The organism is Pedobacter montanisoli (assembly GCF_022809115.1).
GTDB classification, from domain to species: Bacteria; Bacteroidota; Bacteroidia; order Sphingobacteriales; family Sphingobacteriaceae; genus Pedobacter; species Pedobacter montanisoli.
Map to the genome: position 1 here is coordinate 248,595 of NZ_JALGBH010000002.1, position 13,659 is coordinate 262,253.

Sequence of the window (13,659 nt, forward strand, 5' to 3'; positions counted from 1 at the left end):
AATAACGTTAACAACTCTGATAATTTAAAGTAGATTGCGGTAATAACCGATCTGAAGATGTAGCGTTAACTCCTGAATATAAATATAGTAATCGGCTATTAATTTTACTATTTTAAAATTCAAATTTGGAATATTTATTTAGGTGACTAAAGTAAAAATGCCTTAGATCTCTTAGTGAAGGGCATAATTTTTAAAAGCTCACTACAATTTTACCTCGTGTTTTACCACTTTCTATTTGTTGGTGCGCAGCTATCATTTCATCAAAAGCAAAAACATGACTGATGAAAGGTTTTAAGATGCCCTTACCCAAAAGTTCGGCAATAAAATTCAGGTCTTCCGTATTTTGTTTAACCAGTAAAGGATAGCCATGTTTACCTTGTGCTTGTGCCAAGGCAGCAACCTGCGTATTTAAAATACTGGGAATACTTACTATTGTGGCTCCGGGCTTCATGGTTTTTAAAGACCTTTCTATATAATCGCCACCAATAGTGTCAATCACAAGATCTATGTCTTTTACCTGGTCTTCAAAAACTGTGGTTTTGTAATCGATGCATTCATCTGCACCCAAGCTTAAAACAAAATCTTTGTTGCTTGCTGATGCCGTACCGATTACGTAAGCACCAAAATGTTTAGCCAGTTGTATGGAAAAATGTCCTACACCGCCTGCTGCGGCATGTACCAAAACTCTTTGCTTAGCTTGTACAGGGACAAAATTTCTGAGTGCCTGTAAGGCCGTAAGTGCAGCTATACCGGCACATGAGGCTATAGCATAATCCACATTATCAGGTATAAGGGCTAAATCTTTTGCAGGTGCAACCGTAAACTCTGCATAGGCATTGCCCGGATTTGGAAAACAGATCATCCCGAAAACACGGTCACCTGCTTTAAGATTTTGTACATTTTTACCTGTACTTACTACATCACCAGCAATATCCCAACCTAATATTAGAGGTAACTTGTCTTTAAAGGCAGGTCTTTGGCCGGCACGTACTTTTACATCAATAGGATTTATGCTGATGGATCTTATTTGGATCAAAACCTCTTCGGAACCCATAACAGGAATTTCTTTCTCGGTATATTCCAGGTTTTCGGCGGGACCAAACGTTTTCAGGATAACAGCTTTCATCGTATAGAAATTAACTTTTTAAGCCCTGATACATTTTTTTAAATGTTGAAGCTTGTAACCCCAGTTTTTCAGATTCATGCACCATATAGCCCGTAAGCGACTCTAATTCGGTATGCTGTTTATGATTTGCAAAATCAGCATGCATAGATGAAGTAGCTAGGGCAGGCATGGCCTGCAATTTGTTCAAGGTAATTTCCTCGATATTTGTTGAAACTGGAATTTGTTTGGCTTTTGCCAGTTGCACACCTTCTTTAACCAATTGTAAAAGATAGTTTTTCTTTTCGGGATCTTCGAGTATAGCACCCATACCTTGATCATAAAATGAGGTAGAAGTAGCCGTAGCAGAGATAAAGATAAATTTCTCCCAAATGATTTTTAAAATGTCGTTTGATAACTTTGCATGGATTCCAGCTTGCTTAAACAAACTTTCCAGTTGTACCAGACGTTCATCTTCGCTTTGATCCAAACCAAAAAATAGGTTTTCGGTACTACCTGTATTTTCAACTCTTCCAGCTGCAGTTAATCTCGAAATGATATACACACAACCTTCGGTTACTAGATTGTTGGGATAACATTTTTTAATAACTTCTCTGCTGTTTACGCCATTGAGCAGAGGAATGATAATGGTTTGATCAGAAATGCAGGGTTTTAGCTGTAAAACAGTTTCTTCAAGGTCGTAATTTTTGGTGCAAAGTATAATTACATCTGCTTTTCCTAAAGTAGCAGGGTCGTTTGTTGCTATTTTAGGTTTTACAAGCCATTCTTCGGTACCGCTTGTAATGGTTAGGCCATTGGTTTGGATAGCCTTAAGGTTTTCGCCCCTGGCTAAGAAATCAATTTCTACTGTTGGGTTGTTGTGAAATTCTTTAGCCAACAGGCCACCAAAATAACCGCCAACACCGCCAATTCCTGCTATGATAATCTTTGTCATGTTATGCTTGCTTGTAAAAAAGAAACCGTCTCAATTTGAAAAGCTGTTTAAATTTAATTCATCATAACATACTCCGTCACTCTGAATTCATTTCAGGGTCTGCTCTATAAAAGATTCTGAAACAAGTTCAGAATGACGTGCACTTTCTTTAAACAGTTTTTAAGCCTTGTTTATATATTAACGCCAAATTTTAGGGTAAAGATATGCTTTTAAGCCTATATCTTTTTCCATTTTAAGCGCAAGCTGTTGGCAACCACACTTACCGAACTGAATGCCATAGCGGCACCGGCCCACATAGGGTCGAGCAGAAAACCATTTATTGGATACAATAGACCTGCAGCAATTGGAATGCCTATTACATTGTAGATAAAGGCCCAGAACAGATTTTGTTTAATGGCATTGGTGGTATATTTAGATAAGCGTATGGCATCTGCAATTTTAGAAAGATCAGAAGAGATAATGGTCATTTTGGCTACATCCATAGCAATATCACTGCCTTTGCCCATGGCAATGCTTACATCGGCTTGTGCCAGTGCATTACTGTCGTTTATACCATCGCCCACCATGGCCACCACTTTGCCCTCTTGTTGTAAGGTTTTGGCAAATTGAGCTTTTTCTGCAGGCAGAACATTGGCTTTGTAAGCATCTATGCCTAACTGATTTGCAACAGCTTTTGCGGTATGCTCATTATCGCCGGTTAGCATATAAACTTTAATGCCTTGTTTGTGCAATTGATTGATGGCTTCGGCAGAACTGTCTTTGATTTGATCGGCAATAGCAATGGCAGCCAATAAGTTTTGATTATTGGCATACAGCACTACGGTTTGCGCTTTATTCAAATGTTCATCAATCCATTGTTGCTGCGATGCATCTGCTTGTATATGAAGTCCAGAAATGAGTTTCTGATTGCCGATATAATAGGTGTTAGCACCATATTGACCTTTTATACCCTCACCGCTCATGTTTTCGATAGTTAAGCCATCCATAAACCTGCTTTCTTCTTTAAGATGATGAACAATGGCATCTGCAAGCGGATGTTCAGAAGATTTTTCGATGCTGTACAAGATGTTTTTTTGTTCCTCATTTGCAGTAGTAAACCATTTTAAGGCAGTAACGGTAGGTTTACCTTCGGTAATGGTTCCTGTTTTATCTAAAATAACGGCATCTACTTTTTTAGCCAGCTCAAGGCTTTCGGCATCTTTGATCAAAATACCCTGCTCGGCACCTTTACCTACACCAACCATAATTGCGGTAGGGGTTGCCAATCCTAAGGCACAAGGACAGGCAATGACCAATACCGTTACAAATGCAATAAGTCCTTGTACAAAAGCATTGTCGCCACCCAAAGTATTCCATAGGATAAAAGCTAACAAAGCAATGCCCATTACAACAGGTACAAAAATGGCGGCAATTTTATCTACCAGTTTTTGTACAGGCGCTTTGCTACCCTGCGCATCTTCAACCATTTTAATGATATGGGCAAGTACAGTATCTGAACCTACTTTTTGGGCTTTAAATTGAAAACTTCCTTTTTGGTTAATGGTTCCTGCAAAAACCGGGCTGCCCTGATTTTTGGCAAGGGCAATAGGCTCACCACTGATCATGCTTTCATCAACATAAGATGTACCGTTGATCACCTCCCCATCTACGGCTATACGTTCGCCGGGTTTAACCAATAAAACATCGTTTACTTTAACTGAACTGATTGGCATTTCCATTTGATGGCCGCCATCATGAACAACTGTTACGGTTTTAGGCTGTAATCCCATTAATTTTTTAATGGCCGAACTGGTGTTGCCTTTGGCTTTTTCTTCCAGTAATTTACCCAAAAGAATGAAAGCAATGACGATACCGGCCGCCTCAAAATAAACATGGGCATGAATACCTTTGTGATGTAAATAATCAGGAAACAGGGTGATGAAAACGCTGAAAATATAAGCCGTTCCGGTGCTAATGGCTACCAAGGTATCCATATTGGCAGAACGGTGTTTAGCTTGTTTCCAGGCACCTGTAAAAAATTGCCTGCCATAATAAAAAAGCATAGGCGTAGCCAAGGCCCACATCATGTAATTGGCATAAGGCATATCCATGAAAAACATACCGATAACAAACAAAGGAACAGCAAAGATCATAGCACCGATTACTTTGCCTTTTAAGGTTTTGTAATGGTTTTCTTTAATTTTTTCCAATTCGTCTTTGGCATCCTCAGATTCATCAATAATGAGGTCGTAGCCCGAAGCTTGTACGGCTGTTCTCAATGCCTGTGGATTGGTTAAGCCCGGTATATATTCTACTTTGGCTACGGCATTGGCATAATTTACTTCGGCATTGATTACACCGGTTACACTGTTAAGCGCATCCTGAGTATTACCAGCACATGATGCACAAGATAAACTCAATACCGGAAAACTTTTTTTAACCGTAGGCACATTGTAACCCAGATCACGTATTTTTTCTACAGCCTTTTGTACCACTTCTTTAGGGTTTTGTTTAGCTGTAATTAGTGCTTTTCTGTTGTTCAATTCTACCGCATGTGTGGCAATACCATCAATATCTTTTAAACCTTTATCAACAATAAGGGCGCAATGCTCACTTTCAACATCTTGTAAAGGTATTTCTATAACTTGTTCTTTTGCTGTCATGATATTTTTTCAATGATGTAAACAAAGGTCGGCACAATGCCCCGTATATCTTTTATATTATTTTTTAAAAGGTTTGTATGATTTTGCAATAAGATTAAGTCTTAAAAGTTGTATAAATGTGAAATATATTTCCGTAATAACTAAATAATCAGCAATTTAGCTTATATATAATCAGCGCTGCATACCAAAATGGATTGGATTTTATTCCTGCATATTTTCACCATCATTAATAAAGTACTGTTGTTTCCGCTTTTCTTTTTCAGGAAACACAATTCTTTGGCAAACCGTATGCTAGCTTTGTTGATATTGCTGCCGGTATTCCCTATCATTTCCAATTATATTTTCTACCAAGGACCTTCGGTATATTTTGTGCCATCTTTATTTATATCGCAAATTATTTTTAGCTTTTTTGGTCCCGTTTACCTGTTCTACTGCTTGCAGATGATAGGTAAGCCATTTAAAATGGATAAGAGGAAATTACTTCATCTGCTACCGTCTTTTAGTGTACTTGTACTTTTTACCTGTTATTTACTGGTCGGACATAAAACACAGATTGCTTTTGAGCAAAGTTTCTATAACGGTAATTATAGCGCCTGGCCTATGCTGGTGTCTTCTTTGGCACCCATAACTATAGTATTGATTTATGTGGCGGCTTCTGCTCATATAGTTTTTAAGCATATTGCATCATACAAAGAGGTTTTTTCTAATTTAGAAAGCCTAAGAATAGGCTACATTTTTGAGTTTAATATCATCATCATAGCAGAAATTGTGCTCTTAATCCTGCTTTCTACTTTTGTTTCATTTTATTATATAGACTTGGTGTGGATACCTTTATTGGGTAATGTAATGTATCTCTACATTGTGTATAAGAGTTACAATTACGGAATGATCTTCTCTGAAAATGATTACCGTTTGTTTCAGGAAAAATATGCACCTTTAAATCAGTATCTGCATCAGCAAAAGGAAAAATATTCGCATTCTAATCTCTCAGCAGTTAAAATTGAGGAGTATGCTTTGCAAATCCTAACCTTTTTTGATGAAGAAAAATGTTATTTAGATCCAGATTTAAATTTGTCGGGATTAGCTAACCGGATTCAAATTCCTTCACATTCTTTATCGCAGGTCATCAACCAGAAATTCGGCAAGAATTTCTTTGATTTCGTAAATGCATACCGTACTGATGCTTTTAAGGAGAAATTACTGGATAAACAGTTTATGCATATTAAACTCGAAGAATTGGCTTATATGTGCGGGTTCAATTCAAAAGCGTCTTTTCAGCGGGCATTCAAAAAATATACGGGCATGACCCCAAGCACTTACCGTGAATTGGAGTTAAGGCATATAGCCTGATGCTTTCTGTAAATTTGGTTGAAAACTATAAGGAATAAACATTTTTGTTCTGTATTTGTATGTAATGTATTGTTATACAGTTTGATAACTATTTGGCTCACTTTATAAAGTGAGCCTTTTTTGTATAAGAGGCTATCTACTTTTGAGTTGTCGAACAAACAAATTTATTAACCAATTACAAACAATTTAAGTAATGAAAAAACAATTATTCTTTTTACTTCTTTTCATCGGTAGCAGTTTTACAGTTTTTGCACAAGAGTACAAAGCTTTTAAAGTTGATCTGAGTTTAGGCTATGCCACACCAACTGGAGGGGGTGAAGGCACTAAAGCCGGGCTCACTTTTACCATAGAACCTCACTATCGTTTATTTGATGAGTTGGCGGTGGGTTTAAGATTTGAAGGCGCAGCTTTGGCACGTGTAAATAATACGGGTAATGATGATTCGGATGCAAAAGTTTCTGTATTGAGTTCTTATACTGCTACTGGCGATTATTATTTCGGTAAAAGCAGTTTCAGACCTTTTGCGGGTGCTGGTTTGGGATTTTTTAAATCGGCTTCTGTATCTTTAAATGAAAGCACGATGCAAAATGGCAATACAGAGATTATACCCGGCGAAACCCAATTTGGATTTTTTCCGAGAGTAGGTTTTGAAACAGGTCATTTTCGCATGTCGGGAGAGTATAATATGATTAAAGATGGCGGTTACTTGGCCGCTAAGATTGGTTTCTTCTTTGGTGGTGGAAAGAAGAGTAAGTAATGCGATTTTAATGAATGCAGCTCATATACAGGGCTGCATTTATTTCAAAAATTATATCAAGTAATAGTTGTTCAAAAGCATATTATTCATCAACCTGGTTGGTTAAATTAAGTTCGTCCGCACCTTAACTAAATACTTCTTTGCATCGATTAATTAATTGATTATACTTGTATAGGTAGATCCAATAATTAATGCTCTATGTATAAAAAGATCATATTAATATTCAGCGCTGTCTTATCTGCAATTTATACTCATTCACAAAGCCCCACTACTTCACAGAACTATGTAATGGAGACGGTGGTGAAGGTACCGGGCAAGACCACCATCAGCTCACTGAACGGGCTGCCCGTAAGCCAGGCCAACCGCAGTATCCAGTATTTTGACGGGCTGGGCCGTCCGCTGCAGACGGTGCAGTGGCAGGGGAGTGCCACGGGCAGGGACCTGGTACAGGTATTCGAGTATGATGCCCTGGGCAGGGAGGTGAAAAAATACCTGCCCTATGCCGAGCAGACCGCTGCCGACGGCAGCTATAAGCCGTCCGGGATAACCAACCAGGGCCTGTTCTACCAGCCCGGCGGCGGCTGGGACGCTGGTGCAACAAAGACGGCCAATCCCTACATCCAGACCGTATTCGAACCGAGCCCGCTGAACCGGGTACTGAAGCAGGGAGCCTCTGGCACAAGCTGGCAGCCCGCTGCGGGCACTGCCGATGACCACAGCGTAAAAACAGGTTATGGCACCAATACCAATGGAGAGGTAAAGCTCTGGACACTGAACGGTACCAATAATGGTGCGAATGCCACCACTTACCAGGCCGGTAAACTTTATAAGACCATCAGCAAGGACGAGAACTGGCAGCAGGCCGATGGCAATGCAGGGACCATGGAAGAATTCAAGGACCAGGAAGGCCGCGTAGTACTGAAACGGACCTGGGAGACCCATACCAGGAGCCTGAGCACCTATTACGTGTACGACAGCTACGGTAACCTGCGCTACGTACTGCCCCCGGCGGTAAACGAGAACGGACAGAATATCACGGGCTTTACCGAGGCACAGCCAGTTTTTGACAGCTACATCTACGGCTACCGTTACGATGGCAGGAGGAGGCTTGTAGAGAAGAAGCTGCCCGGCAAGGGCTGGGAATATATGGTGTATAATACACTTGACCAATTGGTGCTCAGCCAGGATGCCAACCAGCGGCAGGTGAACAAATGGTACTTTACCAAATACGATGCACTTGGGCGAACGGTGATGACCGGCTATTTTGCCAAAAACACCAGTATGACCCAGCAGCAGATGCAGGCGGAAGTAGATGCCGAAACAGGACAGCACCCCCTATGGGAGAGCCGCCCTTTAAATAGCGATTATACCGATGCGGCCTACCCACGTGCCGCAGATTACCCCTGTACCAGACTTACGGTAAGCTACTATGACGGCTATGACTTCCCCGGTGCTTCCACCTATCCCTATCCGGCCAGGAGCGAGATGACCAAAGGACTGGCCACGGGCAGTTTGGTCAACGTGCTGGGCACTACAGACAACCTGCTCACGGTTACCTATTACGATGACTACGGCAGGGTAAAGAAGACCTTTGGCCAGCACTATAAAGGCGGTACGGTAAGCAGCGGCAATTACGATGAGGTGACCAGTACCTGGGAATTTGATGGGACGCTCAGCAGTACGGAGAGAGTGCACCATGCCGGGGCAAATACTACCACGGTTGCTACTGCCTATACCTATGACCACATGGGCAGGAAGAAGACCACCAGCCAGAGCATCAACGGGGCACCCGCCACGGTACTCTCTGAGCATAGCTACAATGAGTTGGGGCAGTTAAAGGAGAAGAAACTGGCCGATGGCAGACAGAGTACACAATACAGCTACAACGAACGGGGCTGGCTGAGAACGAGCAGCAGCAACGAGTTCAGCATGGAGCTGAAATATGAAACTGGCAGTTACCCGCAGTACAACGGCAACATTGCAGACCAGACCTACACCAATAGCAATAGCAATGGCTTTACCTACCAGTACGACAGGCTGAACAGGCTGACAACGGCAGCGGCCACGGGCATGAGCGAGGTGATCAGCTATGATGTGATGGGCAACATTACGAGCCTTAACAGGGACAATGCCGGGGCAAAGACCTATAACTATGAGAACGGAGGGTTAAGCAACAGGCTGTCCTCGGTAACGGGGCTGACCGGTACAAATTACCAGTATGATGGCAACGGCAACGCGACCACCGATGGCAGGAACGGCGTAACCCTGAGCTATAATTACCTGAACCTGCCGAGTACGGTAACGGGACCGGTCAATATCACCTATACCTATGATGCCACGGGCAGGAAACTGAGGAAAACGGCCACGGGTACCAGTACCACCACTACAGACTATATAAATGGCATCCAGTACACTAACGGAGCGATAGACTTTATCCAGACCGAGGAGGGCAGGGCGCTGAACAGCGGCGGCACTTACACCTACCAGTACAACCTTACGGACCACCTTGGAAATGTACGGGCAAGTTTCGATATTTATAACAATGCTGTGCGGATGCTGCAGCGGGATGACTACTATGCCTTTGGCAAGCGCAAGGAAGTCCAATCAGGCGGCACGAACCGGTACCTTTACAACGGCAAGGAGCTGCAGGATGAACTGGAGCAGTATGATTATGGCGCAAGGTTTTATGATCCGGTTGTTGGTAGGTGGAATGGGGTAGATAACAAAGCAGAAAAATACCACCAATTTTCGCCGTATGCATATGCTATAAATAATCCCTTGGCATATGTCGATATCGATGGTCAAGATATCATAGTGGCTTTTACAGGTGGTCCTACAGGAGGAGGAAAGACAATAAGTGCTAGCTCTAAAGATGCTGGATCTACAGGAAGAGTAATAATGGATGCCCAAAAATTTGCAGATGATAATGGTATCGAATTACATACTAGAGTAATCACGCCAGGTTGGACTGCTGGTAGTTCGGTTAATAATGCAATTGGGTTTATAAAAGAAAATTATACAGAAGGACAGAAAGTAATTATTTATGGATATAGTTATGGGGGAGATTTTGCTGTAGAACTTTCAGAAGCATTAAAAAAAGAAGGAATTGATGTTAATTTGCTTATTACAGTGGATGCTTCAGATGGACCATTACAAAACGCTACAGTAAATACAGATATACCTAACAATGTAAGAGAGAATCTGAATTTTTTTCAAACAAAAGATTCAGGAAGATCGTCGGGGTCTCAAAAATCAGGTAGTGAAAACAAAAAAAATAGCGATAGTGGTACTTCTAATTCTCCTGGATCAAACGGAGGCCGTAATAAGCCAAAAGATTCAAAAATGACTAAAGTTAATAATCAGGACAAAACAGGTGCTGGTGTTAACCATGGAAATATCCCCGATAAGGTATATAAAGAGGTAAAGAAAAAAATTCAAAATGTTTTAGTTGGTGAATTATGATAGTTTTTTTTAGGTTTCTAATATTCTTAGTTGTCATATATATATATATATTAATGAAGTGGGCACATTTTAGTGAATACGATGAAAATTATGGGTACTTTATAAATGCAATGTTAATTTCTACAGTAATGACCCTAATAATAATAATAGGATGGATTTTTAAAAAAGAATTTGTGGTAAAAAATAAGAAATGCAGCCTGTTTTTTGTGATTTTTTCTTCACCATTTTCAATTATACTTTTCATTCAGCTGTACCAGTTTTTTATTGGCCAATATTTCAAAGTGTAAATGGATATTTTCTATTGACTGTTATGTTGATTATTACTATGCCTTTGGCAAACGTAAGAAGTAAAAGTAGGAGGTACGAACCAATACCTTTACAATGGCAAGGAGCTGCAGGATGAACTAGCGCAGTACGATTATGGCGCAAGGTTCTATGACCCTATAATCGGCAGGTGGAAACAAAGCGAAGCAAATGGTTTTCTTAAACAAGACAGGCTTTTACTTCTAGAAAAACTTAAAAAGATAAGCAATGGTTTGAAGCCAGCCAAGCGAACGCAATAATTATTAGGTCTTGGGTTGAAGAAAGAATAGCTTTTTCTTCAAAATAACAAAAAGCTCCGTACCTTTTCTGGCTTCTATACTATTATAACACAACTCCATGGTTTGGATTTCAAAGTATGGCGAAAAAATATTTCGATATTCTACTTCTTGTCCGCCATACGGAGGGCCTTCATGCGCAAACATTCGGTTAAAAAGCAGACCTATAAGCTTACCTTCAGGGTTTAGTAACTCAGCTGATTTTTGTGCATAAGCTTTTCTGTCATTGGATTTAATGGCACAGAAAAAAGTCTGCTCGATGATGAGGTCATAATTTCCTTCATGCTTAAAAAAATCTTCACAGATGATTTTAACCGTAGGGTAGGCTGAGAATTTTTCTTTTAATATTTCTACAGCTTTGGGTGCAATGTCAATTAAAGTAATATTGGTAAAACCATTTTTTACCAGAAATTCGGCTTCGTAGGCATTTCCGCAACCCGGAATTAAGATTGCTGCGTTTTTATTTTGATACTGTTCAATATAAGTAGTTATGGCAGGAGAGGCATAGCCAATATCCCATCGCGTTTGTTTGTTCTGCCATCTATCTTGCCAGTAATCCTGATTGAGCATTTTTTGATTATTTGAGTAAGGTTTCTTTGGCAATAATGTAAATGCCCATGCAAAGGATAAACCAACCAAAGGCAGGTTTTAATTTTGCACCTTCAATTTTCTTAGATAACTGTGTGCCAATAAATATCCCAATTACAGCTACTGCCGTTACAGATAATAAGAAAGTCCAATCTGGGGTAAAATGTCCTAAACTACCGGTAAAACCTACCAATGAATTCAATACAATAATAGCCAAAGAGGTGCCAATGGCTTCTTTCATAGATAATTTACCCAGTATATTTAATGAGGGAATAATCAAAAAACCACCTCCAACACCTACAACGCCCGTAAGAAAACCTACTATTACACCCTGAAAAGCCATAGTGGCAGGTTTGGGTTTTCCGGTAAGAGATAGGTCTGTTCTGCCTTTACGGATCATGGAATAAGAAGCGCCTATCATTAAAACAGAGAACAATAACATTAGAAACAATTCTCTGGTTATCATAAAACCATCGATCGTGAAAAGTACGGAAGGAATTTTGGGGAGTAAAAATTTACGTGTAATGAAAATGGCAATAACAGAAGGCACACCAAAGTTAAGCACAGCCTTAAGGTTAACCAATTTTTGCTTTAAATAAGCATAAACACCAAACATGCTGCCCATGCCCACAATAAAAAGTGAATAAGTGGTTGCCAGAACAGGATTAATATTGAAAAGATATACCAGTACAGGTACAGTTAAAATGCTGCCTCCACCACCCATAAGCCCTAATGATATGCCTATGAATACCGAAAAGATGTAACCTAAAAAAATCATTTGTGTGTGTTGTTTATGCAAATGTGCAATAACAATTTTAATAAATTAGTTACTTAAGTTGCAAAAACATTATTTTTTTGAGTATCACTCATAAAAAAGGTGTCTAAAAAATCTTGGATACTTTAAGATCCTGAAACGAGTTCAGGATGACGGATTTAATTTAGACACCTTTTGAACAGGATATTTTTATTCTCCTTTTTCAGATTTTTCTTTTAACGAAGCCAATCCGTTCTCAAAATCTTTTCCTACCATGCTGTCCATCATTAAACTCATCCATTTGCTCATAGTATTCGGATTTTCACCACTCATGGTCCATGTAACTTTGTTTCCATCGTTTTCTTTTACGATATCAAATTTACAATTGGCTAAGCTTTCAAAAGGCTTAATGAATTTTAATTCGATGTTTACATTGCTGTAAGGCGTAGCGCTTAAGATTTTCATTTGTCCAGATCCGGTTTTGTCTCCCGTCCATTCAAATAGGTGACCCGGTTGGCCAACTGCTCCGCTAATGGTAGTTTTGGCAGTAGGTTCCATCTTTATCCACGGATTCCATTTGTTAAACTCATTAAAATTGGCAATGTTTCCATAAATAACACTATCAGGTGCATTAATGGTGGTAGAACGGTTAACCGAATAGGTTTTCGGTAAAAATGCACCAACTACAAAAAATAGTAATATCAATACTACTACAATTGCTAAAAGAATTTTTAAAAATTTCATATGGTTGTATTTGATTTTACTTAAAGATAAACATTAGCCTTAATATTTTAATTGTTTTTTTGCTGAGGTGCGCCTTTAAGATTGAGGTCTTTAAGATCTTCTCTCACCTTTTCCATAAAATCTTTTCCCGGATCGTCCTTGCCGGTTTGATAATTGGGATTGGTTTCTTTCCACAAAGGGGTGTTTTTAAAACGAGTATATTCGTAGTGCCCAATTAAGTATTCAATAGGATATTTTGCAGTTAAATACCTTACCAGAGCTTCATTTGCAGCTAATTGTTCTGGCGTTAAAGGAAAATCTCGACTACCTACATTCTCAACACCTATAGCGCAATAGTTCAGGCCAATTACATGGCGTGCAAAATAATTTTCGGGCATTAACCTGTAAATGGTGCCATCGCGGTCTATTAAGAATTGCGAAGAAGTATTTAAACTGCTCACGGTAGCAATATCCTTACGGTCTCCATCAGGTAATTTAGCGGTATTAAAAGCATTAAACGTAGAAGAAAAAGTTTTGGCTGCGGTCCAATGCAATACAATGATTTTGGGTTCTATAGTAGGCGTACTTTTAACAATGTCATGTCTGTTTTTTAAATACTCTAATGATAGCCTTACACGAGTGCTGTCAAAAACGATAGGCTTATCAACTATTTTAATTTGCTGCGCAAAGGAAGCTGTATAACTGCTTAGAAATAATGTAGCCATTA

At 39.7% G+C, this 13,659-nt stretch carries 10 protein-coding genes and 2 pseudogenes; 5 read left to right on the plus strand and 7 right to left on the minus strand.

Translation table 11 applies throughout. The annotated features are described in order from the left end of the window. Positions 1 to 190 precede the first annotated feature (190 nt). From MMF97_RS08885 to MMF97_RS08895, 3 genes are all read right to left on the minus strand, one after another. Complete coding sequence (locus tag MMF97_RS08885) at positions 191 to 1,126, minus strand: NADP-dependent oxidoreductase (RefSeq protein WP_243361637.1); 936 nt, start codon at positions 1,124 to 1,126, stop codon at positions 191 to 193. A gap of 10 nt (positions 1,127 to 1,136) precedes the next feature. Continuing rightward, positions 1,137 to 2,057 carry a ketopantoate reductase family protein gene (locus MMF97_RS08890; protein ID WP_243361639.1) on the minus strand — a complete coding sequence of 307 codons (921 nt, stop codon included), beginning with the start codon at positions 2,055 to 2,057 and terminating at the stop codon, positions 1,137 to 1,139. 215 nt (positions 2,058 to 2,272) lie between these two features. Continuing rightward, positions 2,273 to 4,699: a heavy metal translocating P-type ATPase gene (locus MMF97_RS08895; protein WP_243361641.1), complete on the minus strand. Its 2,427-nt coding sequence runs from the start codon at positions 4,697 to 4,699 to the stop codon at positions 2,273 to 2,275. Between the two features lie 189 nt (positions 4,700 to 4,888). On the opposite strand from MMF97_RS08895, the gene MMF97_RS08900 reads away from it, so the two are divergent. The 5 genes and pseudogenes from MMF97_RS08900 to MMF97_RS14675 form a co-directional block, all read left to right on the plus strand. Then, the gene (locus MMF97_RS08900) at positions 4,889 to 6,049 is read left to right on the plus strand and encodes an AraC family transcriptional regulator (protein ID WP_243361642.1); all 1,161 of its coding nucleotides are present in this window, start codon (positions 4,889 to 4,891) and stop codon (positions 6,047 to 6,049) included. A gap of 193 nt (positions 6,050 to 6,242) precedes the next feature. Then, positions 6,243 to 6,806 (plus strand): outer membrane beta-barrel protein, encoded by a 564-nt coding sequence (locus tag MMF97_RS08905; protein ID WP_243361644.1) that lies wholly within the window; start codon positions 6,243 to 6,245, stop codon positions 6,804 to 6,806. A gap of 288 nt (positions 6,807 to 7,094) precedes the next feature. Beyond that, positions 7,095 to 7,469 (plus strand): annotated as a pseudogene (locus tag MMF97_RS14670) (DUF6443 domain-containing protein); the annotation flags it as partial. A gap of 822 nt (positions 7,470 to 8,291) precedes the next feature. Then, positions 8,292 to 10,268 carry an RHS repeat domain-containing protein gene (locus MMF97_RS08915; protein ID WP_243361647.1) on the plus strand — a complete coding sequence of 659 codons (1,977 nt, stop codon included), beginning with the start codon at positions 8,292 to 8,294 and terminating at the stop codon, positions 10,266 to 10,268. A 315-nt stretch (positions 10,269 to 10,583) separates the two neighbouring features. Continuing rightward, positions 10,584 to 10,726: pseudogene (locus tag MMF97_RS14675) on the plus strand (RHS repeat-associated core domain-containing protein); the annotation flags it as partial. A 108-nt stretch (positions 10,727 to 10,834) separates the two neighbouring features. Here the strand turns inward: MMF97_RS14675 and MMF97_RS08920 are convergent. The 4 genes from MMF97_RS08920 to MMF97_RS08935 form a co-directional block, all read right to left on the minus strand. Then, positions 10,835 to 11,437, minus strand: coding sequence for a methyltransferase domain-containing protein (locus MMF97_RS08920; protein WP_243361649.1), 603 nt, complete (start codon positions 11,435 to 11,437; stop codon positions 10,835 to 10,837). A gap of 7 nt (positions 11,438 to 11,444) precedes the next feature. Continuing rightward, entirely contained in the window at positions 11,445 to 12,233 is a 789-nt protein-coding gene (locus MMF97_RS08925) for a sulfite exporter TauE/SafE family protein (protein ID WP_243361651.1), read from the minus strand. Between the two features lie 186 nt (positions 12,234 to 12,419). Continuing rightward, positions 12,420 to 12,953, minus strand: a complete 534-nt coding sequence (locus MMF97_RS08930) for an SRPBCC family protein (protein WP_243361653.1) — start codon at positions 12,951 to 12,953, stop codon at positions 12,420 to 12,422. Positions 12,954 to 13,000: 47 nt separating this feature from the next. Continuing rightward, the gene (locus MMF97_RS08935) at positions 13,001 to 13,657 is read right to left on the minus strand and encodes a peptidoglycan recognition protein family protein (protein WP_243361655.1); all 657 of its coding nucleotides are present in this window, start codon (positions 13,655 to 13,657) and stop codon (positions 13,001 to 13,003) included. Positions 13,658 to 13,659: the final 2 nt, after the last annotated feature.

What these genes read in the sequence shown, in the direction of transcription:
- MMF97_RS08920 (WP_243361649.1), bottom strand. Translation starts at nt 11,437, where the DNA reads ATGCTCAATCAGGATTACTGGCAAGATAGATGGCAGAACAAACAAACG.
- MMF97_RS08885 (WP_243361637.1), bottom strand. Translation starts at nt 1,126, where the DNA reads ATGAAAGCTGTTATCCTGAAAACGTTTGGTCCCGCCGAAAACCTGGAA.
- MMF97_RS08900 (WP_243361642.1), top strand. Translation starts at nt 4,889, where the DNA reads ATGGATTGGATTTTATTCCTGCATATTTTCACCATCATTAATAAAGTA.
- MMF97_RS08925 (WP_243361651.1), bottom strand. Translation starts at nt 12,233, where the DNA reads ATGATTTTTTTAGGTTACATCTTTTCGGTATTCATAGGCATATCATTA.
- MMF97_RS08890 (WP_243361639.1), bottom strand. Translation starts at nt 2,057, where the DNA reads ATGACAAAGATTATCATAGCAGGAATTGGCGGTGTTGGCGGTTATTTT.
- MMF97_RS08895 (WP_243361641.1), bottom strand. Translation starts at nt 4,699, where the DNA reads ATGACAGCAAAAGAACAAGTTATAGAAATACCTTTACAAGATGTTGAA.
- MMF97_RS08915 (WP_243361647.1), top strand. Translation starts at nt 8,292, where the DNA reads ATGACCAAAGGACTGGCCACGGGCAGTTTGGTCAACGTGCTGGGCACT.
- MMF97_RS08905 (WP_243361644.1), top strand. Translation starts at nt 6,243, where the DNA reads ATGAAAAAACAATTATTCTTTTTACTTCTTTTCATCGGTAGCAGTTTT.
- MMF97_RS08935 (WP_243361655.1), bottom strand. Translation starts at nt 13,657, where the DNA reads ATGGCTACATTATTTCTAAGCAGTTATACAGCTTCCTTTGCGCAGCAA.
- MMF97_RS08930 (WP_243361653.1), bottom strand. Translation starts at nt 12,953, where the DNA reads ATGAAATTTTTAAAAATTCTTTTAGCAATTGTAGTAGTATTGATATTA.